Raw genomic sequence first — 25,760 nt, 5'->3', positions numbered from 1 at the left:
TAGAAAGCGAATGTTTGTGACGGACTTCATCACAGATCATGATGTCAGTTCAGAAACAGTGATTTATAGAGGGACAGCCATGCGCAATCTTGATGTAACCACGCTGCGAAGCTTTGTTGCCGTCGCCGATATGGGCGGTGTGACCAAAGCCGCAGGCTTTCTGCATCTCACCCAATCGGCTGTGTCCATGCAGCTCAAACGTCTTGAGGAGCTCATTGGCGTCGACCTGTTGGACCGCTCCGGGCGCGGCATCGCGCTCACGCCTGCTGGCGAGCAAATGCTGGGCTACGCCCGCCGTATGGTCACGCTCAACGACGAAATCATGCGCCGCCTAAGTCACGATGAGTTTGAAGGCGCGGTGACCCTGGGTGTGCCGCATGACATTGTCTACCCGACCATTCCCCGCGTGATGCAGCAATTTGCGGCCGCATTTCCGAGGGTGAAAGTCAATCTGTGTTCGTCTTTTACGGTTGAGCTGAAGCAGCAATTCGAAAAGGGTGAGATCGATTTGATCCTCACCACCGAGCGGAACACGCCGGAAAATTCGGAGGGTCTTTGTACCCTTCCATTGGTTTGGATTGGCGCACCGGGTGGGGCCAGCTGGCGCCGCCGTCCGATCCCTTTCGCTTCTGGTCGCCAATGCCTGTTCCGGCCCACCGCGATTGGTCTCTTGGACAAAGCTGGTATTGAATGGGACAGCTCGGTTGAAACGGAATCCGACCGCACCGTGGAGGCCACCATTGCCGCCGATCTTGGGGTTGGGGCCATGATCCAGGGCACAGAACCCCGTCATCTTGAGGTGATCGATCACGGCGGCGCATTGCCCGACCTTGGCGAGCAGCACATCAATATGTATGGCGCAGAGCAGGCCAAGGGCGATATGGTCGCCCATCTGGCCGAGTTGATCCGCAAGAGTTTCCAACCAATGCACACGCCGTTGGAAAGCCCGCCCCGCTTGGGCGTGGTTGGCTAGGATTTAGTCGACCGTCACAACTACCTTGCCGGTGGATTTGCGGCTGCGCAGGAGCTCATAGGCTTCTGCCGCCTGCGCCAGCGGCAGGACATTGCTGACATGCGGCTTAAGTTTGCCTTCGCCGTACCAGCCAAACAGCGTGCGCATGCTGCCGGTCAACACCTCAGGCTTGAACGACAGGTACCCGCCCCAATAGAGGCCGATCACCGTCAGGTTTTTCACCAGCAGGTGGTTGGCTGGAATTTGCGGCACCTCTCCGCTGGCAAAACCCAAAGGCAAAAGCCGCGCCTCGGGGTTGCAGGCGCGGAAGGCGGCTTTGAACTGATCACCGCCGACAGGGTCATAAACTACATCGGCCCCGCCAAGCGCTTTCACTTCGGCGCGAATGTCCGCGTCGGTGGCGTCAATCAAGTGGTCAGCACCGGCGGCCTTGGCCACCTCCAGCTTGTCCGCACCACGGGCACAGGCAATCACATTGGCCCCCATCAGCTTGCCCAGCTCCACCGCGGTGAGGCCCACGCCGCCCGCGGCGCCGAGCACCAGGAGGTTTTCACCCGGCTGCAATTTGGCGCGATGGTCCAGCGCCACATGGCTGGTGCCATAGGCCACAGGGAAGGCCGCCGCATCTTCAAAGCTCATGCCCTTGGGCATCGGTACGGCGCTCTCGGCTGGATAGACGCCAAACTCGGCCAAGCCGCCGCTGCCGCCAAACACCAGTACATCCGAGCCGACTGCAGGCCCAACGGTGTCCGGCCCCAGTGCATCCACGACGCCCGCCACTTCCATGCCAAGCGTAAACGGCACCGGTGGAGTGGCCTGATAAGTGCCCTTGATCATCAGCAGATCGCCAAAGTTCAGCGCGCAGGCTTTGATTTTGACCCGGATCTCCCCGGGGCCAGGTTCGGGTGTGGCAATATCAACAAGGGTAGGGGCGGTGTCATGGGATGTTACTTGAAAGGCGCGCATCTTAATCTCCTGATCTCAGGATCGAATACACAAGCGTCCGCAATCAAGTCAAAGCTGATCCCTTGAAAACAGAGGATTGCGACACGACGTCACCCTCTGGCTGAACATTTGAGGGAGCAGGAAGTGCTTAACATGACAATCTCCGATTGAATGGGCTACTCTATCCAGAAGGGGTAAGACACATTCTTTCCCTTGATTATAAGGCGAAAACTGCTAAGGTGAATTATCGCGAAAGGGATGCGCGATAACTTCACTAAACGAATTGGTGACGCTGCTGACGGACTGCTTGGTCCTTGGTTGCGGCCCGATATTTAATTCGGAAGGAGACGTGTGATGACACATCCAGTGGACGTGCATGTTGGCAAGAAAATCCGCCAACGCCGGTGGCTGACGGGGATGACGCAGCAACAACTGGCCGAGCAAGTCGGGATCAAGTTTCAACAGATTCAAAAGTATGAAACCGGTGCCAACCGTGTCAGCGCCTCTCGACTTTGGGATATTTCCGACGCTCTGGACGTGCCGGTCAGCTTCTTCTTTGAAGGTCTCGAAAGCGACAGCGATGGCGCAAGCTCCGGCAGCGTGCCTGCCGACATCATGGCTGACAAAGAAGCGTTGGATCTGATCCGCAGCTACTATGCCATTCCGGAAAACCAGCGCCGGCGCCTGTTTGAACTGGCCCGCGTCCTGTCTGACGTCGCTTGAGTCCATTCCCGCTCTGGTCTAGCCATGGCGCGAACGCCAGAGCGGAGACTGTGACCGATGACACCAGAACAGAACGACCTGATCGCTGTGGCGGATGCCATGGCTGATGCGGCCCGCGCGGCCATTCTTCCCCACTTTCGCAGCACGACCCTCACCGCAGACAACAAACTGTCTGAGGGGTTCGACCCTGTGACCGTGGCAGATCGCGCCGCTGAGGAAGCGATGCGCGCCGTTCTCGCAGAGCGCCGTCCGCAGGACGGCATTTTTGGCGAAGAGTTTGGCAAAACCGAGGGCAGCAGTGGCCTGACCTGGGTGCTGGACCCCATCGATGGCACTCGCGCGTTTATCTCCGGCACCCCAACCTGGGGTGTATTGATCGCCTTGTCGGATGATTCCGGCCCGATCTACGGCGTGGTGGATCAACCTTACATTGGCGAGCGCTTCAAAGGTGGCTTTGGCGTGGCTGAGGCCCACGGACCGCAAGGTACCATGTCGCTCAAAACCCGTGACACTGCCACTCTGGCGGAGGCGGTGATCTTCACAACCTTTCCCGAAGTCGGCACGGAGGTGGAGCGCGCAGGGTTTGAACGTGTCGCATCCCAGACCAAACTCACCCGTTACGGCATGGATTGCTACGCCTACGCGCTTTTGGCCGCAGGACAGATCGATCTGGTGATCGAGGCGGGTCTCAACGCCTATGACATACAGGCGCCGATCGCGGTGATCGAAGCGGCTGGCGGCATTGTCACCAATTGGCAGGGCGGCCCCGCGCACAACGGCGGGCAGGTTGTGGCTGCGGCCAACAAAGAGCTACACGCACAGGCTTTGGCGCTTCTGTAACAGGCTTAAAGCGCACCACCCTTGATTGCGGCCCTGCCGCTTCGCTATGATGGACGGGCACAGCGAGTCCTTTGCCCGTATTCTGTCGCTGCGCCTCATATCGCTACCGAATCGGGCCCGACTTTAGGCCCAAGGAATGCGCATATGGCACAAGCCACTGAAACCCTGATCAAATCCGCTCAGACTGTTCTGACCATGGATGATGACCGCCGCGAACTGGCGGCGCATGACATCCGTATCAAGGATGGCGTGATTGCCGAAATTGGCGAGAACCTCACAACCGATGGCGAAACCATCTTTGCCGATGGCTGCGTGGTCACGCCGGGCTTGGTGAACACCCATCACCACCTCTACCAAACCCTGACCCGGGCTGTGCCGGGCGGACAGGACGCCCTGCTGTTTGGCTGGCTGCAACGGCTCTATCCGATCTGGTCATGTTTTGGGCCGGAAGAGATGAACATCTCCGCCCAGATTGGCCTTGCCGAACTGGCGCTCTCTGGCTGCACCCTGACCTCGGATCACCTCTATCTCTATCCAAACGGCTCCCGGCTGGATGACACCATCGAGGCCGCCAAGGAGGTGGGGATGCGTTTCCATCCCACCCGTGGTGCCATGAGCATCGGCGAAAGCGACGGGGGCCTGCCACCGGATTCGCTGGTCGAAAAAGAAGACGTCATCCTCAAAGACGCCATTCGTTTGATCGACACGCACCACGACGCGAGTGATGGCAGCATGGTGCGCGTCGGTGTGGCCCCCTGTTCGCCTTTCTCCGTGTCTCGCGAGTTGATGCGGGACGCTGCCATTCTGGCGCGCGACAAAGGCGTGATGCTGCACACGCATTTGGCGGAAAACGACGAAGACATTGCCTATTCACTGGAAAATTTCGGCTGCCGCCCTGGGCAATACGCCGAAGAGCTTGGCTGGGTAGGGGAAGATGTCTGGCACGCCCATTGCGTGAAGTTGGATGAAAGCGAAATCGCGCTTTTTGCCCGCACCAAAACCGGCGTGGCCCATTGCCCCTGTTCCAACTGCCGCCTTGGCAGCGGCATCGCGCCAGTGCGCGCCATGCGCGACGCCAAAGTGCCGGTGGGCCTTGGTGTAGACGGCTCTGCCTCCAACGACGCCGGCAATCTGGTGGCTGAAGCCCGTCAGGCGATGCTGCTGCAACGAGTCGCTCTGGGTGCGGACGCCATGTCCCCCCGCGAAGCGCTGGAAATTGCGACGCGAGGCGGGGCAGAGGTGCTGGGCCGTCACGACTGTGGCCAGATCGCCGTCGGCAAACGCGCCGACATTGCGATCTGGGATGTCACCGGCGTGCACAGCGCGGGCAGCTGGGATCAGGCGGCGATTCTTCTGGCTGGTCCAACCACTGTGCGCGATCTTTTTGTTGAGGGACGTCAGATCGTACGCGACGGCCATATGACCAGCATCAACCTGTCTGCGGTGATTCAGCGGCAGAACGCTTTGGCCACGCGACTCGCTGAAAGTCTCTAAGGGAAAACACCGGCGGGCGCGCCTCAGCGCCCGTCATCTCAAGCCGTTCAAAACATGCGGGAAAAACAAAAGGCGCCGGGAAACCCTGGCGCCTTTTTGCGTTTTATCCAAATGGAGCGGGCGAGGCGATTCGAACGCCCGACCCTAACCTTGGCAAGGTTATGCTCTACCCCTGAGCTACGCCCGCACCGTTTGGATGGCCGTGATTTAGCGCTCCCCACGGGGGACCGCAACCCCCAATTCGAAAGAAATTCACACAATCCGCAGAAAGTTTTTAAGTCACTGAAAAGAGGCCCGGAAACGCGAAAAGGCGCGGATAAATCCGCGCCTTCATCACTCTCTCCGCGAGGGAGATATTGGAGCGGGCGAGGCGATTCGAACGCCCGACCCTAACCTTGGCAAGGTTATGCTCTACCCCTGAGCTACGCCCGCTTCCTTGGGTGAGGCGTGAAATATAAAGAGTCTCGGCGGGCTGCAAGTGGAAAATGTCGCCTTGCCGAAAAAAATGTGTTTTTTGATTTTTCACCGACGGAACCCTCAATAAGGCACGTAGTAGCTTCCATGACAGACACCACACAGACACATAGCCGCCGCAGCTTTCTGGCCACGCTTTTGTTGGCCCCGGCCGGGGCTTTGGCACACGCCGGACATGGCATGAGCCACCTGACGGTCACATCCACCGTCACCCGCCGCCGCAAGCGTCGTCTGGATCTGGTGCTGACATTCTACAACGCCGGCACGGAGCCCATGAAGCTGGAAGGCATCTCGGTCGACGTCGCCAAACTCTCAGGACAAAAGCTGCCCTTCACCGTGCCCGCAGGTGGGCTTGAGGAGCAAAAGCTGACCCTGCGGTTTGACGACGCGGTGCCCGGCATTTTCACCATGCTGTTGGATTTTGGCGCGGACGGGCATGGTCCTGTGACCGTCATGCCGTAGGGGTTTTCTGGAGGGAACCACATGACTTTGTTGGAAAACGTGAAGCTCGGCGTTTTGGCCGTGACCATTGTTGTGGGCGCCGCCGCAAGCAGCGATGCCCAAGACCGCCCCCCAATGCGGCAACACACTGCCACAGAATCAGAGCCGTTACGTCTGATAAAGGCCACCAAGACCGCGGGTCGCAACAAGGTGAGCCTCTCCAAGAAGGGCACCAAGCGGGTGATCACCGCCAATGGCATCCCCGCCCATAAAGTTGGCCGGTTCCCAACAGCGGCAATCCCAACCGCATCAAGGCACAGTCCTATACCTTTATGATGCCGCTCACCCCGCAAAAGACGACGCGCAGCACGCAAAGCCGCATGAGTATCTTTGGTGTAGGCGTCAACGGCGTGCCGTTTGATCCCGGCGCGGCAGAGTTCTGGCGCGGCAACCCGCGCTCCGGCTGGCAGTATGAGGCACTTGGTGGCGCTGTGCCGCTCGGCTTGGATGCCAACTACGCCCATGTACAGCCCACCGGCGCTTATCACTATCACGGTCTGCCGGTTGGGCTGATGCAGCGACTCGGTTGGTCGCGCCAGGCGGAATCGCCGCTGATCGGCTATGCGGCGGACGGCTTTCCGATCTACGCTATCACCGCCACTGTGAATGGTCGCGTCACACAAATGACCAGCTCTTACCGGCTCAAATTAGGCAACCGCACCGGCAACGGCCCGACTGGCCGCCACGATGGCACCTTTGTGCAGGACTATAGATATGTCGCCGGGGCAGGAACGTTGGATGAGTGCAACGGGGCATTTGTGAAAACCGCGGACCACCCGCAAGGCACCTACGCCTATTTCCTCACCGACAGTTTCCCGGTGATCCCGCGCTGCCACAAAGGCACGCCGGACCCCAATTTCCAAAAACGTCGCCCAAGGTAGGTCATCTGTCCTTGATTTCCGAAAGGTGACAACCCGGTGTGTGTTCCTACACCGCACCTTTGGGAAGCCCCTGAAACGCCCGCCCCCCCCCAATGCGGGCGTTTCTTTTATACGCGCGGCGTTGGCTGCGCCCGCATGAGCCCCATCAGTTCCGCCCCTGGCATCGCCTCATTGGCATAGGCAAAGGCCCCGTCCTGCAAAACCGCGCGCATGGCTTGCTGCACCGCGCCATAGGCCAACCGTGCCAGCGAGCCGCCCACGCTGATCCGCGCAACCCCAGCATCGGACAGCTCCTGCACCATATAAAACGGTGGCCGCAGCCCCATCACGACATTCACCGGCTTGCTCACCTCAGAGCACACAGCCCGGATGGCGTCCAGATCCGGCAGGCCCGGGGCATAAAGCACATCTGCCCCAGCCGCTTCAAACGCCTGCAACCGCGCAATCGTGTCCTTCAGGTCTGGCCGTCCGTGTAAATAGTTCTCCGCCCGCGCGGTCAGCACAAACTGATGGGCCTTTGCCGCCTCCGCCGCGGCCGCTATGCGCTCCACTGCCAGTCCCATATCCATCACGCCCGCGTCTTCACCGCCCGTGGCATCTTCAATCGAGCCACCGACCAGACCAACCTCCGCCGCCATGACAATGGTCTTCGCGCAGGTTTCCGGTGCCAGGCCAAAGCCGTCTTCCAGATCGGCGGACACCGGCAGCTCCGTGGCCGCCACAATCTCCGCTGCATTTGAGAGAATCGCCGCACGTGTCATGCTTGCCGCCCCATCCCGCAGGCCTTGCGTCACCGCAGCGCCTGCGCTGGTGGTCGCCAATGCCGCGAATCCCTCCGCCGCCAACACCCGCGCGCTGCCCGCATCCCAGGGATTGGGCATCACAAACGCCTTGTCTCCCTGATGCAGGCCCAAAAAAGCGGTGTATTTCTGATCTCTACGCATGTGCTGATTCCCAAGTGGTTCTCACCACCGTAGCGTGAAATCAGAACAAAGTTGGAACAAAATGCCGCGCCGGGCACATTTTCCCCCGCTGCCTGCGACAATTTTTTTTGATCTAGGTCAATTACGGAGATTGCGACCGCGCGCGCGGCACCCTAAAACGACCGGGAACCAGGCGTAAGCGGGAATCCGCGCGCCCAGATACAAATCAACAGGAGGCAACGCATGGCAGACGCAGCCATTCAAGGCCACGACCATCATGACGAGCGCGGCTTTTTCACCCGCTGGTTCATGTCGACCAACCACAAGGATATTGGCATCCTTTATCTGATCGTATCGGCACTCGCCGGTCTGATCTCCGTATTCTTCACCGTGCTGATGCGCATGGAGCTGATGGATCCGGGTGTGCAATACATGTGTCTGGAAGGCGCACGCTTTTTCGGCGGCGGTGACGGCCCCTGTACGCCAAACGGCCACCTGTGGAACGTTCTGATCACCTACCACGGCGTCCTGATGATGTTCTTCGTGGTGATTCCTGCGCTCTTCGGCGGCTTCGGCAACTACTTCATGCCGCTGCAGATCGGTGCGCCGGATATGGCGTTCCCACGCATGAATAACCTGTCCTTCTGGCTCTACGTGGCCGGTACCCTGCTGGGTGTCGCTTCCATGCTGTCGCCAGGCGGCAACGACCAGCTTGGCTCTGGTGTGGGCTGGGTTCTGTATCCACCGCTCTCCACCGGTGAAGGCGGCATGTCGATGGACCTCGCGATCTTTGCGGTGCACGTCTCCGGTGCCTCCTCGATCCTGGGTGCGATCAACATCATCACCACCTTCCTGAACATGCGTGCCCCTGGCATGACCCTGTTCAAAGTGCCTCTGTTTGCATGGTCCATCTTTGTGACCGCATGGCTGATCCTTCTGGCTCTGCCAGTTCTGGCCGGCGCCATCACCATGCTGCTGACCGACCGTAACTTCGGCACCACCTTCTTTGATCCAGCTGGCGGCGGCGACCCGATCCTGTATCAGCACATCCTGTGGTTCTTCGGCCACCCGGAAGTGTACATTGTGATCCTGCCAGGCTTCGGCATTATCTCTCACGTGATTGCCACCTTCGCGCGCAAACCGGTCTTCGGCTACCTGCCAATGGTCTGGGCGATCATCGCGATTGGTGCTCTGGGCTTCGTTGTGTGGGCGCACCACATGTACACCGTGGGCATGTCGCTTACACAGCAGTCCTACTTCATGCTGGCCACCATGGTCATCGCGGTGCCAACCGGGGTTAAAATCTTTAGCTGGATCGCCACCATGTGGGGCGGCTCCATCGAGTTCAAAACCCCGATGCTCTGGGCCTTTGGCTTCCTCTTCCTCTTCACCATGGGCGGCGTGACCGGCATCGTTCTGTCGCAAGCCTCTGTGGACCGCTACTACCACGACACCTACTACGTGGTTGCGCACTTCCACTACGTGATGTCTCTGGGTGCGGTATTTGCCATCTTCGCCGGTATTTACTTCTACTTCGGCAAGATGACCGGTCGTCACTACCCTGAGTGGGCAGGCAAGCTGCACTTCTGGCTGTTCTTCATCGGCGCCAACCTGACCTTCTTCCCACAGCACTTCTTGGGTCGTCAGGGCATGCCACGTCGCTACATCGACTATCCGGAAGCCTTTGCATATTGGAACAAGATCAGCTCCTACGGCGCGTTCATTTCCTTCGCATCCTTCCTGTTCTTCTTCGGTGTGGTGTTCTACTCGCTGTTCCGCGGCGCGAAAGTGACCGAGAACAACTACTGGAACGAATACGCAGACACTCTGGAATGGACCCTGCCAAGCCCACCCCCAGAGCACACCTTCGAAATCCTGCCAAAGCAGGAAGACTGGGACAAAGGCCACTCTCACTAAGGTGAGGCCTCTCAGTTAGAAGATCAAAGAGGCCCCGGCGCAGCGATGCTCCGGGGCCTTTTGTTATGAGCCAAAGGTACTTCCGGATGTCAGAGACTGATTTTGAAACGATCAAGGCTGGTATGGCGGGCGTCTACGAGCGCAACGCCGCTGCCTGGGACGAGGGTCGCGACACGTCGCTCTATGAGATGGAGTGTCTTACCCGTCTTTTGACTGGTCTGCCAAGACGCGCCAAAATTCTCGATCTAGGTTGCGGCGCAGGCCGCCCTTTAGCGGCCTTCCTTGCAGGTCTTGGACATGACGTCATCGGCGTTGATGCCAGTCCGACGATGATTAAGCGCGCACGCCAAAACGTACCAAATGCAAGTTTTCAAATAATGGACATGCGTGACCTGGAGCTTGATCATTCCTTTGACGCTATTCTCAGCTGGGATGCCTTCTTCCATCTCAGCCCCGGTGAACAGCGGGAAGCCCTGCCCAAAATCGCGCGCTTGCTCCGCCCCGGCGGCAACCTGTTGCTGACTGTGGGGTGGGGCGAAGGGGAGGTGACCGGAACTGTGGCCGGGGAGCCAGTTTACCATGGCAGCCTGTCGAGTGACGAATACCTCGAAATTCTGTCTCGTGTTGGATTTTCAGAGCAGTCCATGAGGCCCTATGAGAAAAACGGTCTAGGACGTTGGGTGCTCTTTGCCGGGATGCGCAAGGGTTATCCTGCCAGGTGGCGTGCACCGTCAGAAAAGCTTTCCGACCAAGAAAAACTGGGGCAAATCTACCTCGCTTTACACGACCTGCGCGTTGAGCTTCATAAAGAAGGCCGAACTTTGGAAGACTATCACCGTTTGGCTTTTGTCTACTACTCCCGACTTGTGGAGTGTGCAGGCTATGCCGAAGATCTGCTACCAGCGGACTACGTAGAACAGTTGGATGAGCAATTTGACTAGGGCCGCGCGCATACACGTCTTCTCCTTCCCCAAATATCCCGGGGTGAATTGCGCGCCCGCGCGCAAGAGGGGCTGGCCCCTGGCTGGCGGAAGGTTGACCTGATGCCTCACCGCTGGACGCCCCAACCCGCACCGGATCAGCCCGTCCTGACGCTCTGGCCGCACCGTTCCCTGCCTCGCTGGGGCTTTGCCGCGATGATTCTCTTTGCCTTCACCATGGGCACCATCCCGCTCTATGGCCTCTTGGGCTCGGTAGCGCTCTGGGGCATCCTGCCGTTCATTCTGGTGATGGTCGGCGGTCTCTGGTGGGGCCTCGAGCGCTCCTACAAAGACGGTGAGATTCTCGAAGAGCTCACTTTGGCCGACGACATCCTGCATCTGCGCCACACTCCCGCGCGCGGTGCTGTGCAGGAGTGGGACTGCAACATCTACTGGACCCGCGCCGAGCTGCATGCGCATGGCGGCCCTGTCTCGAACTACGTCACCCTCGCCGGAAATGGTCGCACCGTGGAGATCGGAAGTTTTCTGAGCGAGGATGAGCGCAAACAGCTCTACGTCGAACTGGACGACTTTCTGAGGGCAAACACCACGCCGCAAAACTAAGCCTGTTGCGAGGACGCGCCGTTGCGCGGGCGCTGCCTTCATTTTCCGGGCGAATCGTCGGGTGACGTGAACGTCAAAATACGCACCGGTGGGAAACAGTCAGGATACCGACGCAATACCGACGTGATTTTTGGGCCCGCCCCGCTGCGGTGCAGCAGGTTAACAGCTCGATTTTGCGCTCGGTTTTTTGTCTGCTAAGCTTTTTTCACACCGCCAGAGTTGGGGAGGACATCATGGCTGTAACCTTACAAGTGTTGTACCCGGTGGGCGACGGCACCACCTTTGATCACGCCTATTACGCCAGCACCCACATGGGATTGGTGGGCGAACACATGGGCGCACATATCACCAGTGCACAGGCCTCCAAAGGGCTGGCAGGCGGTCCGGACACCCCGGCGCCGTTCCATGCGATTGCGACAATTACCTTTGCAGATCAAAAGGCTATGGGCGCCGCCATGAAAGCCGCAGGGCCGGTCATGGCGGATATTCCCAACTTCACCAACGTACAGCCGCAGATCCTGATTGGCGAGATCTACGGCTGAGGAAAAGGGGAGGGGGCTTACGCCATCCCGCCCCGCACCAACCCATTGGCAATCTGTGCATAGGCCTGCGCCATGTCGCTGTCACCGGCGGCAATCGGCGTGCCACTATCGCCTGCAAGCCGCGTGTCCAGATCAATCGGCAGAGCCCCAAGCAGCGGCACGCCTAGCTTCTCGGCCTCCGCCGCCACGCCGCCATGCCCAAAGATATGGGCCTCATGTCCACACTTCGGACAGTGGAAAAGGCTCATGTTTTCAATGAGTCCCAGTACCGGCGTCTTCAGCTGATCAAACATGCCGAGGGCTTTACGCGCGTCCAGCAAGGCCACATCTTGCGGCGTGCTCACTACAATCGCACCGGTTAGCTCTGTTTTCTGACACAGCGTCAGCTGCACGTCCCCAGTGCCGGGCGGCAGGTCGACGATCAGCACATCCAGCTCGCCCCATTGCACCTGCGTCAGCATCTGCTGTAACGCGCCCATCAACATCGGCCCGCGCCAAACAACCGGCTTGTCTTCCTCGAGCATGAAGCCGAGCGACATGATGGTCACACCATGGGCCTCAAGCGGAATAATGGTTTTACCGTCAGGACTTGCCGGGCGTTTGTTGACCCCCATCATGCGCGGCTGGCTTGGGCCGTAGATGTCGGCATCCAGCAAACCCACTTTGCGGCCCTGCTTGGCCAGCGCCACGGCCAGGTTGGAGGACACGGTCGACTTGCCGACCCCCCCTTTGCCGGAGCCCACCGCAAGAATACGGTCCACACCCGCCACTTTCATGGGGCCCGCCTGGGGTTTGGGGTGTCCGCCAATTTTCAAGCTGGGCGGCGCGGATTTGGGGGCAGGGGCGCTGTCATGTGCGGTCAATGCGACCTGTACGGAATCGACCCCATCCATCTGCGCAACGCGCGCTTCCGCCATTTTACGCAACGGCTCCATGAGTCGTGCTATATCTGGATTGGGCGCTTCGATCACAAACTGCACATTTTTGTCGCGAATGCTCAAAGCGCGTACAAAATCGCGGGAGATCAAATCGCCTCCGTCCGGGAGGGAAATTTTTTGCAAAACCGCTTGCACTGCTTCTTTGCTGACGGACATGCGCGACTCCTATGCTGCACGTGCACAATAAAGGCACTTTTAGAATGTGGATTTAGGAATGGGTTTACATTTCTTCAACCAATTCCGCACCTTGGTTAATTTTTCTGCAGTTTACCTTGACGTAACGTCTGCTATTCGCTGAGCGCATGGCTGCTTTGCCAAGGCAGCTATTGTGCAGATGCAGCATCCGCCTATATCACCATCACAACAGCGAACAGACACTCTAGCAGACTGAGAGAAATGACAATGGCATATGTAGCAAGCACATCTTCTGTGACCGCACCTAAAGCCTCTGGCCTTTCGGTCCTCTTCGCAAACGCAGCAGAACGCTTCCGTCAGTACCGCGTATATCGCGCGACGTACAATGAGCTGAACCAGCTTTCTGACCGCGAACTGGCCGACCTGGGTCTGAGCCGCTCTATGATCCGTCGCTTGGCGATCGAAGCAAGCCGCGAGGCATAAGAATTCGGAAGGCCGCTCCTCCCTCAGGCCTTCCACTACTGCGACGATACCTCTCCTCCTCCCTGGTGTCGTCGTAGCGAACACAGGACCAGAACGGTCCAACGAGCTCAAGCTGCTCCTCTCCTCCTCCCTGGAGCGCTTGAACATAGCGACGGCACCTCTCCTCCTCCCTGGTGTCGTCGCACCAAATTCGGGCCCAAAGGCCCAACGGTATCAAGAGCCCTCTCTCCTCCTCCCTGAGGGCGCTTGTAACTAGAGCGACGGTGCCTCTCCTCCTCCCTGGCACCGTCGCACTCGAAATTCGATCCCGTCGCGGGGTCACCGATATCAAGACGCTCTCTCCTCCTCCCTGAGCGTTTTGTGTGAAGCGCGGCGACATCTCTCCTCCTCCCTGATGTCGCCGCTGCCTTCTCTCTTCAAATCCCTGATGCGCAACAAAAAAGACGCTCCGAAGAGCGCCTTTTCTCACGTTTGTTTTGCCTTACGCCTGTGCGCTGGGGCGGGCCGCAATTTTGGCAAGCCACGCCTGCGTCGCGGTGTTGTCCTCCGGCGGTGTCATCTTCACAATCCGTGCAAAGTCGCAGAACACGTAGCCGGTGATGTCCGCCATGGTGAAACTGTCCCCAGCCAGCCAAGGGCTGTCCTGTAGGCGGTTTTCCAACGTGGCATAGAACAATTGCAGGCGTTTGGCGCCCCGCTCAGCCAGCTCTGGAATTTGCTCATAGTTGACGGCCCCAGGCAGCGCGCGGCCTTTTAGGGCGGGGGAGGCATTGCGCAGCGCTTCGGCAATCGACATGCCGCCATGAAATTCGCAGATCGCATTCCACATCAGCACCGCGCCTTTTTCATCCGGCGTTGTGCCCATCAATGGCGGTTTGGGGTGCATCGCCTCTAGGTAGCCTGCAATCGCGATGTTCTCGGTCAGGTTCAGCCCCTCGTCCGTCGTTAGAACAGGCACCGTACCGTGTTGATTCAGCGCCAGAAACTCCGATGCCCGGTGGCCGTCATTGCGCAGGTCCACCTGCCGCGTTTCAATCTCCAACCCTTTTTCGGCAATAAACATCCGGGCCCGTCGCGGGCTGGGCGCTGTTGCGCAATCGTAGAAAATCATGAGGTCCTCCTGTCTGGACCTCACCTCAACGCAGGGTGGTGTTGGCTGTCAACCGCGCGGCGGATCACAAACGTGGGGTCAAAACGGAATGTCGTCCGGCGCGCTCACAAAGCGGGCGACCACTTTCTTTTCCCCGGCTTTCTCAAAATCCACAGTTAGCTTGTCGCCCTCGATGTCCGTCACCGCGCCATAGCCAAACTTCTGATGGAACACTCGGTCGCCCACCATGAAGCTGCTCACCGCCGTGAGATCAATCGCCGCCGCTTTGCTTTCCTTGGGCTGGCTGGTGCCATATTGCCCCGCACGGGACTGCAAACGCTTCCAGCCTGGAGAGTTGTAACCGTCTGCCTTCATCGCAGATTTCTCTAATCCGGATTGGCCAAAACTGGTGCCGGCGTCGCGTGATCCGCCGCTGTGTCCATAGAGACCGGGCGGGGTCAACACCTCGACGTTTTCCTCGGAAAGTTCGTCAATGAAGCGACTCGGCATCTGGCTTTGCCACTGGCCAAACACACGCCGGTTGCCTGCAAAGGAAATGGTACAGATTTCTTCTGCGCGCGTGATTCCCACGTAAGCCAGCCGCCGCTCTTCCTCGAGCCCTTTGAGGCCGGTCTCGTCCATGCTGCGCTGTGATGGGAACAGCCCGTCTTCCCAGCCCGGTAGAAAGACCGCTGGGAACTCCAAGCCCTTGGCGGCGTGCAGCGTCATGATCGAAATCTTCTGCTCCGCATCCTCGCTTTCGTTGTCCATGATCAGGCTGACGTGCTCAAGGAAGCCTTGCAGATTATCGAACCCTTCCAATGCTTTGACCAGTTCCTTCAGGTTTTCCAACCGTCCTGGCGCCTCGGGGGTTTTGTCGTTCTGCCACATGGCCGTGTAACCAGCCTCGTCCAGAATCACCTGCGCCAATTCCACATGGTTCAGTTCGGCATGACCTTCCTGAAGCCGCATGGCCGTTTGCGTTGTGCCGTCATCAATGACGTCATCATCATCCAGCGGCACCTCAACGACCGGCGCGGTGCCTTGCTTGCGCCAACGGTCCAAGCCCTCCAGAAGAATGCCAAGCTCTTTCGCGCCTTTGCCCCCAATGCCTTTTTCTTCCAGCAGAATCCGCGCGCCCTCGACAAGGCTCACACCATTGGCCCGTGCGCAGGTCTGGATTTTCTGCTGCGCCACATTGCCCAGTCCACGTTTGGGGGTATTCACAATGCGCTCAAACGCCAGATCGTCATCGGTGCTGACAACCAAGCGGAAGTAGGCCATGGCGTCGCGGATTTCCAAACGCTCATAGAAGCGTGGCCCGCCAATCACGCGATAGGGCAGGCCGATGGTCAGGAAGCGATCTTCAAAGGCGCGCATCTGATGAGAGGCACGCACCAAAATCGCCATATCTTCCAGCGACTTGGGATCACTACCACGCGTGCCGCGCTGCATTGCTTCCACTTCTTCGCCCACCCAGCGGGCTTCCTCGTCTCCGTCCCAGTGCCCAATCAGGCGCACCTTCTCGCCCATGTCGGCCTCGGTCCACAGCTCTTTGCCAAGCCGGTTTTCGTTGCCACGAATGACATTCGAGGCAGCGGCCAGAATATTGCCGGTAGACCGATAATTCTGCTCCAGCCGTACCACATGCGCGCCGGGAAAATCCTTTTCAAACCGCAGGATGTTGCCCACTTCCGCGCCGCGCCAGCCGTAGATCGACTGATCGTCGTCACCTACGCAGCAAATGTTCTTGTGCGAAGACGCCAAAAGCCGCAGCCACAAATACTGCGCCACGTTGGTATCCTGATACTCGTCCACAAGGATGTAGCGGAACCAACGCTGATAGTTGGACAGCACATCCGGGTGGTCCTGGAAAATCGTGACCATGTGCAGAAGCAGATCACCAAAATCTACGGCATTCAGTTCTTTTAGTCGGGTTTGATACTGTGCATAGAGCTGACCACCCATGTGGTTATAGGCACCAGCGTCAGCAGCAGGCAGTTTTTCCGGTGTCAGTGCGCGGTTTTTCCAGCCGTCGATCAAAGACGCGAGTTGACGCGCAGGCCAGCGTTTGTCGTCGATATTGGCGGCCGCGACCAACTGCTTGAGCAGCCGCAGTTGATCGTCGGTGTCGAGAATCGTGAAGTTGGATTTGAGCCCAACCAGCTCCGCATGGCGGCGCAGCAGTTTCACACAGATCGCGTGGAAGGTGCCCAGCCAGGGCATGCCCTCAATCTGATGCCCCAACATATTGCCGACGCGGTTTTTCATTTCTTTGGCGGCCTTATTGGTGAAGGTCACCGCCAGAATCTCGTTAGGGCGCGCGCGCGTCGTGTTGAGCAGATGCACAATCCGCGCCGTCAAAGCTTTGGTTTTGCCGGTGCCCGCGCCTGCCAGCATCAACACAGGGCCGTCGAGTGTTTCCACTGCCTCGCGCTGTGCGGGGTTGAGTTCGTCAAGATACGGCATCGGGCGCGGCGCCATGGCGCGTGCCGACAGGGAAGCCCCTTCGAAGGCGTCAAATTCGTCAAAACTGCTCATGGACGTCACCCTATCGCAAACCTTGGACAGGCAAAAGCCTGTTCTTCTTATGTTCCATTGATGGTTGAGCGTCCAAAAAGCAAGTCGCGCTGGACATTTTTTGTGCGGCATATGACGGTCGGCACATGGATTTGCACGCCCGATACCCCGCCTTAAGTGACCTGCGCACCCGCGCGCAAAAGCGCATTCCCAAGTTTGTTTGGGAGTATTTGGACAGTGCTACAGGCCAGGAGAGGACCAAGGCGCGCAACCGGCAGAAACTGGATGAGATTCTGTTTGAACCGTCCATTTTACATGGTGAACTGTCGCCGGATGTCACGACATCTTTCTTAGGGCAAGCCTATGACATTCCAGTCGGAATTGCGCCGGTGGGCATGTCTGGGCTGATCTGGCCCGGGGCGGAGCGGACGTTGGCGCAGGCGGCGGTGTCCGCCAATATACCTTACTCGCTCAGCACGGTTGCGACGCAAACACCGGAAGACCTTGCACCGCATATTGGACAAAACGGGTGGTTTCAGCTTTATCCGCCACGCGATGAGGAGATCCGAAAGGACCTTATAAAACGCGTGAAAACGGCTGGGTTCACCACCTTGGTGCTAACGGTTGATGTGCCCACAGCCAGTCGCCGAGAGCGGCAAGTGCGGTCCGGTCTGACAACCCCGCCGAAACTCACGCCGCGTTTGTTGGCGCAGGTGGCCATGCGGCCAGCTTGGGCCTTGGCGACGGCGCGGGCGGGTATGCCGCGCATGAAGTTGATCGACGATTATGCGGGGCAGGTGTCTGGTTTAAGTTCCACCGCCCACGCAGGCTACTTGCTGCGCACCTCCCCGGATTGGGACTACGTGCAATGGCTACGTGACAATTGGCAGGGCGCCTTGGTTGTTAAAGGCGTGCTACGCAGAGAAGACTGTGCAAAGCTTGAGGCCATGCGCGTCGATGCGCTGTGGTTGTCCAATCACGCAGGCCGTCAATTTGATGCGGCGCCGGCTCCCATTGAAGTGCTGCCCAAAATCCGCGGGGCCACTGCGCTGCCCTTGATCGTCGATAGCGGTTTTGAAACCGGTCTTGATATCCTGCGCGCGCTAGCCTTGGGGGCGAATTTTGTGATGATGGGGCGTCCGTTTCACTATGCGCTTGCCGCTTTGGGCTCCGAAGGCCCCGTGCATCTTGTGGACATTCTCAAACAGGACCTGAAAGCCAACATGGGGCAGCTTGGCTTGGAAAACCTGAAAGAGGTGCCAAACAAGCTGCGTCCTTACTGATCGTCTATTTTGTGGTCAGGTCTTTGGGCATGGCTTCAAACGCCGTTTGAGCACTGACTGTTGGGAGGCCGGATGGGATCCATCCTTTGCCGCGCGGGCCTCCCAGCATGCCTTCGGTCACGTCCAACGTCCCATCAATGCCGTTTTGCGCAAAAAGGCCCATCAATCGGCCGCTGCGGTTGCCGCTTCGACAAATCACGGCGACCTGGTGGTTGGGATTACGCTCCAGAACCGCCATGATCCAACGGCCAAAGTCGGGCTCGCGCATGTCCAGAAGCCAAGCTCCTTCAGCCACACCGCTCTCTTGCCACTCTTGAGGCGTGCGCACGTCAATCAGGATGAGCTCGCCAGATTGCATTTGGGAGTACGCCTCTTGCGCTGTGAGCGTAGTGGAGTTCGCGAGCGCGCCAACTGGGATCAAAGAGAGTGCACAAAGGGCAAAAGAGAAGCGACGACGGGTCAGCATTTTTACTTTCCATGTTTTGATTGTTACGCACATGGAGAGAGACTTTGCGCAATGCAACTGCGCAAAATCGCCGTTCACGGTAGTTTTATTCCGTTCGGAAACAACTCGAGTACAAAATGTAACGGAAATATTTCAGAATCAGGGTCTGTGGGTATTGCGCTGCGATGCGGCATGCTTGTAGCAATTCGTCCAAACACCGACAGTGCCAAAGAGGGGACGCCTGCCGATGCCTGAATTTTCCAAAATCCTAGTAGCCAACCGTGGCGAGATTGCGATCCGCGTGATGCGGGCCGCAAACGAGATGGGTAAGAAGACCGTGGCGGTCTTTGCGGAGGAAGACAAACTTGGTCTTCATCGCTTCAAAGCGGATGAAGCTTACCGCATCGGTGAAGGAATGGGCCCGGTTGCTGCCTATCTGAGCATTGATGAAATCATTCGCGTGGCCAAAGAGTGCGGTGCTGACGCGATCCACCCGGGCTACGGGCTGCTGTCTGAGAATCCGGATTTTGTCGACGCCTGCGCGGCAAACGGCATCACCTTTATTGGGCCAAAAGCGGCAACCATGCGCGCGCTGGGCGACAAAGCGTCTGCCCGCAAGGTGGCAATCGAAGCTGGTGTGCCGGTCATTCCCGCAACCGAAGTGCTTGGCGACGATATGGACGCCATTAAGAAAGAAGCTGCGGAAATTGGCTACCCGCTGATGCTGAAAGCCTCCTGGGGCGGCGGCGGACGTGGCATGCGGCCAATTTTTGGCGAGGATGAGCTCGAAGAGAAGGTGCTCGAAGGCCGTCGCGAAGCCGAGGCCGCTTTTGGTAACGGCGAAGGTTATCTCGAGAAGATGATCATCCGCGCGCGCCACGTGGAAGTGCAAATTCTTGGGGACACCAAGGGCAACATCTATCACCTGTATGAGCGGGATTGCTCGGTTCAGCGCCGCAACCAGAAAGTCGTGGAGCGTGCACCTGCGCCCTATCTGTCTGAAGCGCAGCGTGAAGAAATCTGTGAACTGGGCCGCAAAATCTGTGCCCATGTGAACTACGAGTGTGCCGGCACCGTTGAGTTCCTGATGGATATGGAAAGCGGCAAGTTCTACTTCATCGAAGTGAACCCGCGCGTTCAGGTGGAGCACACCGTGACTGAAGAGGTCACGGGTATCGATATTGTTCAGGCGCAAATCCTGATTGCCGAAGGCAAATCTCTGGCGGAGGCAACTGGCAAATCCAGCCAGTATGATATTCGCCTGAATGGCCACGCGCTGCAAACTCGTGTGACCACGGAAGATCCACAAAACAACTTCATCCCGGACTATGGCCGCATTACCGCGTACCGCTCCGCGACTGGAATGGGGATCCGTCTTGATGGCGGCACGGCTTACGCTGGTGGTGTGATCACGCGCTACTATGACTCGCTGCTGACCAAAGTGACGGCATGGGCGCCAACCCCGGAAAAGGCGATTGCCCGCATGGACCGCGCTTTGCGTGAGTTCCGCGTCCGCGGTGTATCCACCAACATTGCGTTTGTGGAAAACCTGCTGAAGCACCCGACGTTCCTCAACAATCAATACACCACCAAGTTTATTGATGAGACCGAGGAGCTGTTTAACTTCGAGAAGCGTCGCGATCGGGGCACCAAGGTGTTGACCTATATCGCGGACATCTCGGTGAACGGTCATCCGGAAACGACGGATCGTCCGGCGCCTGCCGCCGATCTGAAAGCTCCGGTGCCCCCTGCCAAGCATGGCGAAATCAAGCCAGGAACCCGGAACCTGTTGGAAGAGCAGGGCGCAGAGGCCGTAGCTGACTGGATGAAGGCTCAGAAGAAGTTGCTTCTGACCGACACCACCATGCGCGACGGTCACCAGTCCCTACTGGCGACCCGCATGCGGTCCATTGACATGATCAAAGTGGCGCCGTCGTATGCGGCCAATCTGTCTGATCTGTTCTCTGTGGAATGCTGGGGCGGCGCGACCTTTGATGTGGCTTATCGCTTCCTGCAGGAATGCCCATGGCAGCGTTTGCGCGATCTGCGTGCCGCGATGCCAAATGTCATGACGCAGATGCTGCTGCGCGCCTCAAACGGTGTGGGCTACACCAACTATCCGGACAACGTGGTGCAGGCTTTTGTGAAACAAGCCGCTGAAACCGGTGTGGATGTGTTCCGCGTGTTTGACAGCCTGAACTGGGTTGAGAACATGCGCGTTGCGATGGATGCGGTTGTCGAGAGTGGCAAGGTCTGTGAAGGCACCATCTGCTATACTGGTGACATTCTTGATCCGAACCGCGCCAAGTACGACGTGAACTACTATGTCTCCATGGCCAAGGAACTTGAGGCCGCCGGTGCGCATGTGCTGGGCCTGAAGGATATGGCGGGTCTGCTGAAGCCAGCGTCTGCACGTGTCTTGGTCAAGGCGCTGAAAGAAGAGGTTGGTCTGCCAATCCATTTCCACACACATGACACCTCCGGCATTGCCGGGGCGACCATTCTGGCAGCCGCGGACGCTGGCGTGGATGCCGTCGACGCAGCCATGGACGCCTTCTCCGGTGGGACTTCGCAGCCATGCCTTGGCTCCATTGTTGAGGCCACACGCAACACTGATCGTGACACCGGCTTGGACATCAAGTCTGTACGCGAAGTGAGTGATTACTGGGAAGGTGTGCGGGCGCAATACACCGCCTTTGAAAGCGGTCTCGCGGCTCCTGCATCCGAGGTTTATCTGCATGAGATGCCCGGTGGTCAGTTCACCAACCTCAAGGCACAGGCACGCAGCCTTGGTCTGGAAGAGCGCTGGCATGAGGTCGCCCAGACCTACGCGGACGTGAACCAGATGTTTGGGGATATCGTGAAAGTGACGCCGTCGTCGAAAGTTGTGGGCGACATGGCACTGATGATGGTGTCTCAAGGGCTGAGCCGCGAAGAGGTTGAGGATCCAAAGACTGATCTGGCTTTCCCGGACTCTGTAGTGGACATGATGCGCGGCAATCTGGGGCAGCCACATGGTGGCTTCCCGTCCGCGATCATCGACAAGGTGCTCAAAGGCGAAAAGCCTAATCTGGAACGTCCGGGCAAACACCTCAAGCCCATCGATCTGGAAGAAACCCGCGCCGAAGTCTCTGCACAGCTCGAAGGATTTGAGGTCGATGATGAGGATCTGAACGGCTACCTGATGTATCCCAAAGTCTTCCTCGATTACATGGGGCGTCACCGCCAATACGGTCCGGTGCGTGCTCTGCCGACCAAGACGTTCTTCTATGGTATGGAGCCGGGCGAAGAAATCACCGCAGAGATCGATCCGGGCAAAACTCTGGAAATTCGCCTGCAAGCGATTGGTGAAACCGACGAGAACGGCGAAGTCAAAGTCTTCTTCGAACTCAACGGTCAACCGCGTGTGATCCGTGTACCCAACCGCCTGGTAAAATCCGCAACAGCAGCCCGTCCAAAAGCCGAGGTTGGCAACCCTAACCACATTGGTGCGCCAATGCCGGGCGTGGTGGCCTCTGTGGCCGTTGCCGCAGGTGCCGAGGTCAAAGAAGGCGATCTGCTGCTGACCATCGAAGCCATGAAAATGGAAACAGGCATCCATGCCGAGCGTGATGCGGTTGTGAAGGCTGTGCACACAACGCCGGGTGGACAGATCGACGCCAAGGATTTGTTGATCGAGCTGGAATAACGCTGTCGCGCCCTGCCTAGGGCGCGCCTCTCCCCAAAAGAAAAGCCCCATGCAGTTTGTGCTGCATGGGGCTCTTTTTCGTCCGTGGTGAAAGTCTTACTCGGACTTCTCTTCCGCTTCCATCGCTGGAGACAGAGATGCGAGATATGCGAACACGTCTTCGCCGCCCTTCTTCAGTTTGAAGGACATTTTGGACTTCGTGGCGTAACCGTTGTCTTTCAGCCAGGCTTTGGGATCCGTTACATAGGCCACCAACATTTCTTCGGTCCAAACCGCGCCAGCCTCTTTGGCTTCCAGCAGACCTGCGCCGTATTTAAAGTCTTCTGCGGCCACACCGCGCCCCACGATGCCGTACAGGTTCGGGCCAGTTTTGCCACCTTTGTACAAAACGTTGCCCTCTGGGTTCACAACAGAGTGGCAAGCCTTGCATTTTTTGAAGCCCTTTTCACCGGCCTCAACGTCGCCTTCTGCAGTGGCGGGCGAAGCGACGAGTAGGGCCGCCGTGGCTGCTGCAACAACAAACTTCATGAGAGATTCCTCGTTAGATGTTCAAAAAATTGACGCGTATTTCCTCGCCCGGAGTTTCAGACAAAGGATTGCGATGTGCAAATCAAATTACGTGGAAATAGGACCATTGGACGGCATCCGCGACGATCGGGCGCGGCTGGAGCAAGGGGGGCTCAGAACCGGAAAAGAAGTTTCAGCGCCGCTTTGGTGTTGTCCCTGTCAGAGCCGGAGCGTTTTGCGCGGCTGGTTGGCTGAAACAGTTCCAGGTTCAGCGCAAGGCCCCGGTCGAGCGGGCGCTCCAAACCCAGGCCAACGGCACCATCTGTCGCACCGGGCCGATTGCCGCCGGAGAAAATGCCATAGATGGCGGTGTCTTCCAATTGAATACGGATACTGTCTTTGACAGAGCGTCTGGGGGTGTTTTTTGAGCTCTTATCCGTGTGGCTCAACCCAGAGAGGCCGAGGCGGCTAGAGGAGCCTTCTGAATCGGGCAGCGCCAAGGTGCCCGCGAGACCGGTGTCGAAGTTGCCCAGACCTTGAAGCAGAGATGTGTCCATTTTGGTGGCCGTTTCTTCGGCCATCGCGGCGCCGGAAAAAGACGCAGTCGCAACAAAAGCGGAGGTAAATACAATTCGAAGCAGCATCAGGCGTGTCACCTTCTTGTCCCCAAGAACGCCCTGTGTCGCGTGAGGATCACGCTAAGTTGGCAGCTTCACAGACGGCATTCCTTAACGCGACAGTAGAGCCGAGATGGTTAACAATCCGTTTGTGTGAGGTCGCCTTTTGCGGCTTTCAGGCGCGAACTGGTGGTCTGATTAGCCGCCAAAGACGGCTTCAAACTGCCGTTTGAGCGCCACATCCACATTGTCCATCGTGACCGGTAATCCGAGATCAACAAGGGAGGTGACACCGTGCTCGGTGATGCCGCATGGCACGATGCCATCAAAATGGGTGAGGTCTGGCTCGACGTTGATCGAAATGCCGTGAAAGCTCACCCATTTCTTCAGGCGAATTCCAATCGCAGCAATTTTGTCTTCGGCTTTGTTGCCGTTGGCTTGCAGCGGTTTGTCGTCGCGGGCAATCCAGACGCCCACGCGGCCGTCGCGAATTTCCCCTTTCAAACTGAATTCAGCCAAAGTGGCAATCACCCAGGTTTCGAGGTTTTTGACAAAAGCGCGAATGTCTTTGCCGCGTTTGTTGAGGTCCAGCATCACATAGACAACCCGCTGTCCCGGTCCGTGATAGGTGTATTGCCCGCCGCGTTTCGCTTCAAAGACCGGAAACCGGTCCGGGTCTGTCAGGTCTTCCGGTTTGGCCGAGGTGCCTGCGGTGTAAAGGGGAGGGTGCTCCAAAAACCAAATGCACTCTTCGGCCTCACCTTTGGAAATGGCCTCTGCCCGCGCCTCCATGAACGAGAGCGCCTCGTCATAGTTGATCAGCGTGTCGGATTGAATCCATTCCACCATTTTGCGCCTCGTCTCGCTTGTGTGTCTTTCGTGACCTAAGCGTCTCCTGCGGCGGGTGCAATCTTTCTGCTGGGCTTTGCTTTGTTTTGCGCTAAATTTTGTCGACAACGCAGCGGTGATGAAAAAATCCTGCCCGCCGTCACTTTTCGCTTCACATCCCCAATCAGCGGCGGTATTAGCCCCACACCCACCAGGGCAAGTGCGGTCGTGGCGGAATTGGTAGACGCGCAGCGTTGAGGTCGCTGTTCCTTAACCGGAGTGGAAGTTCGAGTCTTCTCGACCGCACCAAATCTCTCAAAAGATTTGATTTTCAAGGGCCGAAACCTCGGCCCTTTGTTTGTTTTGGGATGTCGCGTTAGCCAACAATCAGTTGTTTGAGCTGCAAAGCTTCATGTTCCAGTTCCGTGAGGCGGTAGTTCACCAAATCTCCAATCGTGACCATACCGATTAAGCCGGATTCGTCCGCTATCGGCATGTGACGGAAGCGCCCCTCTGTCATGCGGCGCAGAACGGACACCATTGGCTCGTCCGGTGTGCATGTCTGCACTTTGGTGGTCATCACGTCCGAGACCTGCTGTGGCAGGGTTTGACCAGGCGTTTCCGCCAGTTTGCGAACGATGTCACGCTCGGACAGGATACCTTGCAACGCGCCGTTGGCGTCGGTCACCAGTAGGGCGCCAATGCCGCGTTCCTTCAACACTTTCACGGCGTCGCCAAGCGTGTCTTGCGGGCGAATCGAAAACACGCTTCCGCCTTTCTGATCCAGCACCTTTTGCACGGTGGCCACATCAGATGATGTATTTGTGTCCGTGGATTGGCTCATGGTTTTGGTCTTCCCCTCCGATTTGCGGTTTGGGGCTTGATAGGAACTGGGCATTTAGGGCTCCTTGCGTAGAAAATTCTCTGTCTTTATGTGTCCAGCCTAACTGCTGAATCTGCTTTTGGGGAATTTTCTTTTGCCTGACGTTGTGCTTTCGCCGTGGCTTGCCACTGTGCTGTTTGTTTTGGCCTGTCTTGCAGGTCATCGTTATCGTCGTGTGTGGAAGGAAGAGGGGCCGCGGTGGCAGCTTTGGGTGTTTGGTGTCACAGCTGCGGTGTGTTTGTTGGCGGTTGGGTTGTTGCCGATCACCACAAACTAAAAAGGCGCCTCAAAGAGACGCCTTCAGATCACTTTGTGGTGTCGGAGGTTAGACGTGGTCTTCTTCCTGCATCTGTTCCAACATCTTTTTGGCTCGTGGGCATTGCAGTCGCTCGCGCAATGGGCTGTCCGGATCAATATCCTTGCTGCACACCACGCATTTGTCTGCGCCGCTGATCGCGTTCAACCCGCCGCAGGAGCCTTTGATGGTGCGCCCGCGAAACATCACCCCAACGGCCATTCCAAGCGTCACCAGAAGCAACAGTACAAAAGTGAACATAAAGGTTTCCATCGCTTGGGGTCCTTTGAA

Annotated in this window: 26 protein-coding genes and 3 tRNA genes; 16 read left to right on the top strand and 13 right to left on the bottom strand. The window is 58.0% G+C overall.

What is annotated here, in order from left to right; genetic code table 11:
* Nucleotides 1-79: 79 nt before the first annotated feature.
* Nucleotides 80-973, top strand: coding sequence for a LysR family transcriptional regulator (locus SIB92_RS10610; protein ID WP_294113194.1), 894 nt, complete (start codon nucleotides 80-82; stop codon nucleotides 971-973).
* A gap of 3 nt (nucleotides 974-976) precedes the next feature.
* Here the strand turns inward: SIB92_RS10610 and SIB92_RS10605 are convergent, their stop codons facing one another.
* Nucleotides 977-1,939: an NADPH:quinone oxidoreductase family protein gene (locus tag SIB92_RS10605; protein ID WP_412555745.1), complete on the bottom strand. Its 963-nt coding sequence runs from the start codon at nucleotides 1,937-1,939 to the stop codon at nucleotides 977-979.
* Between the two features lie 333 nt (nucleotides 1,940-2,272).
* Here SIB92_RS10605 and SIB92_RS10600 point away from each other — a divergent pair, with 333 nt between their 5' ends.
* The 3 genes from SIB92_RS10600 (at nucleotide 2,273) to SIB92_RS10590 (ending at nucleotide 4,975) form a co-directional block, all read left to right on the top strand.
* Complete coding sequence (locus tag SIB92_RS10600) at nucleotides 2,273-2,641, top strand: helix-turn-helix domain-containing protein (protein ID WP_168591397.1); 369 nt, start codon at nucleotides 2,273-2,275, stop codon at nucleotides 2,639-2,641.
* Nucleotides 2,642-2,698: 57 nt separating this feature from the next.
* Complete coding sequence (hisN, locus tag SIB92_RS10595; RefSeq protein WP_412555744.1) at nucleotides 2,699-3,481, top strand: histidinol-phosphatase; 783 nt, start codon at nucleotides 2,699-2,701, stop codon at nucleotides 3,479-3,481.
* 144 nt (nucleotides 3,482-3,625) lie between these two features.
* Nucleotides 3,626-4,975, top strand: coding sequence for an 8-oxoguanine deaminase (locus SIB92_RS10590; RefSeq protein ID WP_412555743.1), 1,350 nt, complete (start codon nucleotides 3,626-3,628; stop codon nucleotides 4,973-4,975).
* Nucleotides 4,976-5,087: 112 nt separating this feature from the next.
* Here the strand turns inward: SIB92_RS10590 and SIB92_RS10585 are convergent.
* Nucleotides 5,088-5,162: transfer RNA gene (locus tag SIB92_RS10585), tRNA-Gly, on the bottom strand.
* 170 nt (nucleotides 5,163-5,332) lie between these two features.
* A tRNA-Gly gene (locus tag SIB92_RS10580) sits at nucleotides 5,333-5,407 on the bottom strand.
* Nucleotides 5,408-5,536: 129 nt separating this feature from the next.
* Here SIB92_RS10580 and SIB92_RS10575 point away from each other — a divergent pair.
* The 3 genes from SIB92_RS10575 to SIB92_RS10565 are packed head-to-tail and all read left to right on the top strand — an operon-like array spanning nucleotide 5,537 to nucleotide 6,831.
* On the top strand, nucleotides 5,537-5,911 hold the full coding sequence (locus tag SIB92_RS10575) for a hypothetical protein (protein ID WP_412555742.1): 375 nt from the start codon (nucleotides 5,537-5,539) through the stop codon (nucleotides 5,909-5,911).
* A gap of 21 nt (nucleotides 5,912-5,932) precedes the next feature.
* Nucleotides 5,933-6,226, top strand: a complete 294-nt coding sequence (locus SIB92_RS10570; protein ID WP_412555741.1) for a hypothetical protein — start codon at nucleotides 5,933-5,935, stop codon at nucleotides 6,224-6,226.
* Nucleotides 6,227-6,270: 44 nt separating this feature from the next.
* On the top strand, nucleotides 6,271-6,831 hold the full coding sequence (locus tag SIB92_RS10565; protein ID WP_412555740.1) for a YHYH protein: 561 nt from the start codon (nucleotides 6,271-6,273) through the stop codon (nucleotides 6,829-6,831).
* A gap of 107 nt (nucleotides 6,832-6,938) precedes the next feature.
* On the opposite strand, the gene SIB92_RS10560 is transcribed toward SIB92_RS10565, so the two are convergent.
* On the bottom strand, nucleotides 6,939-7,775 hold the full coding sequence (locus tag SIB92_RS10560) for an isocitrate lyase/PEP mutase family protein (protein WP_412555739.1): 837 nt from the start codon (nucleotides 7,773-7,775) through the stop codon (nucleotides 6,939-6,941).
* A 222-nt stretch (nucleotides 7,776-7,997) separates the two neighbouring features.
* On the opposite strand from SIB92_RS10560, the gene ctaD reads away from it, so the two are divergent.
* From ctaD to SIB92_RS10540, 4 genes are all read left to right on the top strand, one after another.
* Entirely contained in the window at nucleotides 7,998-9,671 is a 1,674-nt protein-coding gene (gene ctaD / locus SIB92_RS10555) for a cytochrome c oxidase subunit I (protein WP_412555738.1), read from the top strand.
* A gap of 86 nt (nucleotides 9,672-9,757) precedes the next feature.
* Complete coding sequence (locus SIB92_RS10550; RefSeq protein ID WP_412555737.1) at nucleotides 9,758-10,612, top strand: class I SAM-dependent methyltransferase; 855 nt, start codon at nucleotides 9,758-9,760, stop codon at nucleotides 10,610-10,612.
* 102 nt (nucleotides 10,613-10,714) lie between these two features.
* Complete coding sequence (locus SIB92_RS10545; RefSeq protein WP_412555736.1) at nucleotides 10,715-11,215, top strand: DUF2244 domain-containing protein; 501 nt, start codon at nucleotides 10,715-10,717, stop codon at nucleotides 11,213-11,215.
* A gap of 233 nt (nucleotides 11,216-11,448) precedes the next feature.
* Complete coding sequence (locus tag SIB92_RS10540; protein ID WP_412555735.1) at nucleotides 11,449-11,757, top strand: EthD family reductase; 309 nt, start codon at nucleotides 11,449-11,451, stop codon at nucleotides 11,755-11,757.
* Between the two features lie 17 nt (nucleotides 11,758-11,774).
* Here the strand turns inward: SIB92_RS10540 and SIB92_RS10535 are convergent, their stop codons facing one another.
* Nucleotides 11,775-12,851: a P-loop NTPase gene (locus tag SIB92_RS10535; RefSeq protein WP_412555734.1), complete on the bottom strand. Its 1,077-nt coding sequence runs from the start codon at nucleotides 12,849-12,851 to the stop codon at nucleotides 11,775-11,777.
* A gap of 246 nt (nucleotides 12,852-13,097) precedes the next feature.
* On the opposite strand from SIB92_RS10535, the gene SIB92_RS10530 reads away from it, so the two are divergent.
* Nucleotides 13,098-13,313 (top strand): DUF1127 domain-containing protein, encoded by a 216-nt coding sequence (locus SIB92_RS10530; protein ID WP_299426905.1) that lies wholly within the window; start codon nucleotides 13,098-13,100, stop codon nucleotides 13,311-13,313.
* A gap of 481 nt (nucleotides 13,314-13,794) precedes the next feature.
* On the opposite strand, the gene SIB92_RS10525 is transcribed toward SIB92_RS10530, so the two are convergent.
* Both SIB92_RS10525 and SIB92_RS10520 read right to left on the bottom strand, forming a co-directional pair.
* Complete coding sequence (locus SIB92_RS10525; protein WP_412555733.1) at nucleotides 13,795-14,424, bottom strand: glutathione S-transferase family protein; 630 nt, start codon at nucleotides 14,422-14,424, stop codon at nucleotides 13,795-13,797.
* A 78-nt stretch (nucleotides 14,425-14,502) separates the two neighbouring features.
* On the bottom strand, nucleotides 14,503-16,944 hold the full coding sequence (locus tag SIB92_RS10520) for an ATP-dependent helicase (protein WP_412555732.1): 2,442 nt from the start codon (nucleotides 16,942-16,944) through the stop codon (nucleotides 14,503-14,505).
* A 125-nt stretch (nucleotides 16,945-17,069) separates the two neighbouring features.
* Here SIB92_RS10520 and SIB92_RS10515 point away from each other — a divergent pair, with 125 nt between their 5' ends.
* Complete coding sequence (locus SIB92_RS10515) at nucleotides 17,070-18,206, top strand: alpha-hydroxy acid oxidase (protein WP_412555731.1); 1,137 nt, start codon at nucleotides 17,070-17,072, stop codon at nucleotides 18,204-18,206.
* A gap of 4 nt (nucleotides 18,207-18,210) precedes the next feature.
* Here the strand turns inward: SIB92_RS10515 and SIB92_RS10510 are convergent, their stop codons facing one another.
* Nucleotides 18,211-18,672: a rhodanese-like domain-containing protein gene (locus SIB92_RS10510; protein ID WP_412555730.1), complete on the bottom strand. Its 462-nt coding sequence runs from the start codon at nucleotides 18,670-18,672 to the stop codon at nucleotides 18,211-18,213.
* 226 nt (nucleotides 18,673-18,898) lie between these two features.
* On the opposite strand from SIB92_RS10510, the gene SIB92_RS10505 reads away from it, so the two are divergent.
* Entirely contained in the window at nucleotides 18,899-22,339 is a 3,441-nt protein-coding gene (locus SIB92_RS10505) for a pyruvate carboxylase (RefSeq protein ID WP_412555729.1), read from the top strand.
* A gap of 96 nt (nucleotides 22,340-22,435) precedes the next feature.
* On the opposite strand, the gene SIB92_RS10500 is transcribed toward SIB92_RS10505, so the two are convergent.
* From SIB92_RS10500 to lipB, 3 genes are all read right to left on the bottom strand, one after another.
* Complete coding sequence (locus SIB92_RS10500) at nucleotides 22,436-22,867, bottom strand: c-type cytochrome (protein WP_412555728.1); 432 nt, start codon at nucleotides 22,865-22,867, stop codon at nucleotides 22,436-22,438.
* A gap of 152 nt (nucleotides 22,868-23,019) precedes the next feature.
* Nucleotides 23,020-23,490, bottom strand: a complete 471-nt coding sequence (locus SIB92_RS10495) for a hypothetical protein (RefSeq protein ID WP_412555727.1) — start codon at nucleotides 23,488-23,490, stop codon at nucleotides 23,020-23,022.
* Between the two features lie 171 nt (nucleotides 23,491-23,661).
* Nucleotides 23,662-24,420: a lipoyl(octanoyl) transferase LipB gene (gene lipB / locus SIB92_RS10490; protein ID WP_412555726.1), complete on the bottom strand. Its 759-nt coding sequence runs from the start codon at nucleotides 24,418-24,420 to the stop codon at nucleotides 23,662-23,664.
* Between the two features lie 93 nt (nucleotides 24,421-24,513).
* On the opposite strand from lipB, the gene SIB92_RS10485 reads away from it, so the two are divergent.
* Nucleotides 24,514-24,600: transfer RNA gene (locus SIB92_RS10485), tRNA-Leu, on the top strand.
* Nucleotides 24,601-24,667: 67 nt separating this feature from the next.
* On the opposite strand, the gene SIB92_RS10480 is transcribed toward SIB92_RS10485, so the two are convergent.
* On the bottom strand, nucleotides 24,668-25,189 hold the full coding sequence (locus SIB92_RS10480; RefSeq protein WP_412555725.1) for a CBS domain-containing protein: 522 nt from the start codon (nucleotides 25,187-25,189) through the stop codon (nucleotides 24,668-24,670).
* Between the two features lie 79 nt (nucleotides 25,190-25,268).
* On the opposite strand from SIB92_RS10480, the gene SIB92_RS10475 reads away from it, so the two are divergent.
* Nucleotides 25,269-25,451 carry a hypothetical protein gene (locus SIB92_RS10475; RefSeq protein WP_412555724.1) on the top strand — a complete coding sequence of 61 codons (183 nt, stop codon included), beginning with the start codon at nucleotides 25,269-25,271 and terminating at the stop codon, nucleotides 25,449-25,451.
* 48 nt (nucleotides 25,452-25,499) lie between these two features.
* Here the strand turns inward: SIB92_RS10475 and nqrM are convergent, their stop codons facing one another.
* Nucleotides 25,500-25,742: a (Na+)-NQR maturation NqrM gene (gene nqrM, locus SIB92_RS10470; protein ID WP_412555723.1), complete on the bottom strand. Its 243-nt coding sequence runs from the start codon at nucleotides 25,740-25,742 to the stop codon at nucleotides 25,500-25,502.
* Between the last annotated feature and the right edge of the window lie 18 nt (nucleotides 25,743-25,760).

The organism is Shimia sp. MIT1388 (genome assembly GCF_047124445.1).
GTDB lineage: Bacteria > Pseudomonadota > Alphaproteobacteria > Rhodobacterales > Rhodobacteraceae > Shimia.
This window is presented reverse-complemented; position numbering and strand designations above follow the sequence as displayed.

What these genes read in the sequence shown, in the direction of transcription:
- SIB92_RS10610 (WP_294113194.1), top strand. Translation starts at nt 80, where the DNA reads ATGCGCAATCTTGATGTAACCACGCTGCGAAGCTTTGTTGCCGTCGCC.
- SIB92_RS10605 (WP_412555745.1), bottom strand. Translation starts at nt 1,939, where the DNA reads ATGCGCGCCTTTCAAGTAACATCCCATGACACCGCCCCTACCCTTGTT.
- SIB92_RS10600 (WP_168591397.1), top strand. Translation starts at nt 2,273, where the DNA reads ATGACACATCCAGTGGACGTGCATGTTGGCAAGAAAATCCGCCAACGC.
- hisN (WP_412555744.1), top strand. Translation starts at nt 2,699, where the DNA reads ATGACACCAGAACAGAACGACCTGATCGCTGTGGCGGATGCCATGGCT.
- SIB92_RS10590 (WP_412555743.1), top strand. Translation starts at nt 3,626, where the DNA reads ATGGCACAAGCCACTGAAACCCTGATCAAATCCGCTCAGACTGTTCTG.
- SIB92_RS10575 (WP_412555742.1), top strand. Translation starts at nt 5,537, where the DNA reads ATGACAGACACCACACAGACACATAGCCGCCGCAGCTTTCTGGCCACG.
- SIB92_RS10570 (WP_412555741.1), top strand. Translation starts at nt 5,933, where the DNA reads ATGACTTTGTTGGAAAACGTGAAGCTCGGCGTTTTGGCCGTGACCATT.
- SIB92_RS10565 (WP_412555740.1), top strand. Translation starts at nt 6,271, where the DNA reads ATGAGTATCTTTGGTGTAGGCGTCAACGGCGTGCCGTTTGATCCCGGC.
- SIB92_RS10560 (WP_412555739.1), bottom strand. Translation starts at nt 7,775, where the DNA reads ATGCGTAGAGATCAGAAATACACCGCTTTTTTGGGCCTGCATCAGGGA.
- ctaD (WP_412555738.1), top strand. Translation starts at nt 7,998, where the DNA reads ATGGCAGACGCAGCCATTCAAGGCCACGACCATCATGACGAGCGCGGC.
- SIB92_RS10550 (WP_412555737.1), top strand. Translation starts at nt 9,758, where the DNA reads ATGTCAGAGACTGATTTTGAAACGATCAAGGCTGGTATGGCGGGCGTC.
- SIB92_RS10545 (WP_412555736.1), top strand. Translation starts at nt 10,715, where the DNA reads ATGCCTCACCGCTGGACGCCCCAACCCGCACCGGATCAGCCCGTCCTG.
- SIB92_RS10540 (WP_412555735.1), top strand. Translation starts at nt 11,449, where the DNA reads ATGGCTGTAACCTTACAAGTGTTGTACCCGGTGGGCGACGGCACCACC.
- SIB92_RS10535 (WP_412555734.1), bottom strand. Translation starts at nt 12,851, where the DNA reads ATGTCCGTCAGCAAAGAAGCAGTGCAAGCGGTTTTGCAAAAAATTTCC.
- SIB92_RS10530 (WP_299426905.1), top strand. Translation starts at nt 13,098, where the DNA reads ATGGCATATGTAGCAAGCACATCTTCTGTGACCGCACCTAAAGCCTCT.
- SIB92_RS10525 (WP_412555733.1), bottom strand. Translation starts at nt 14,424, where the DNA reads ATGATTTTCTACGATTGCGCAACAGCGCCCAGCCCGCGACGGGCCCGG.
- SIB92_RS10520 (WP_412555732.1), bottom strand. Translation starts at nt 16,944, where the DNA reads ATGAGCAGTTTTGACGAATTTGACGCCTTCGAAGGGGCTTCCCTGTCG.
- SIB92_RS10515 (WP_412555731.1), top strand. Translation starts at nt 17,070, where the DNA reads ATGGATTTGCACGCCCGATACCCCGCCTTAAGTGACCTGCGCACCCGC.
- SIB92_RS10510 (WP_412555730.1), bottom strand. Translation starts at nt 18,672, where the DNA reads ATGCTGACCCGTCGTCGCTTCTCTTTTGCCCTTTGTGCACTCTCTTTG.
- SIB92_RS10505 (WP_412555729.1), top strand. Translation starts at nt 18,899, where the DNA reads ATGCCTGAATTTTCCAAAATCCTAGTAGCCAACCGTGGCGAGATTGCG.
- SIB92_RS10500 (WP_412555728.1), bottom strand. Translation starts at nt 22,867, where the DNA reads ATGAAGTTTGTTGTTGCAGCAGCCACGGCGGCCCTACTCGTCGCTTCG.
- SIB92_RS10495 (WP_412555727.1), bottom strand. Translation starts at nt 23,490, where the DNA reads ATGCTGCTTCGAATTGTATTTACCTCCGCTTTTGTTGCGACTGCGTCT.
- SIB92_RS10480 (WP_412555725.1), bottom strand. Translation starts at nt 25,189, where the DNA reads ATGCCCAGTTCCTATCAAGCCCCAAACCGCAAATCGGAGGGGAAGACC.
- nqrM (WP_412555723.1), bottom strand. Translation starts at nt 25,742, where the DNA reads ATGGAAACCTTTATGTTCACTTTTGTACTGTTGCTTCTGGTGACGCTT.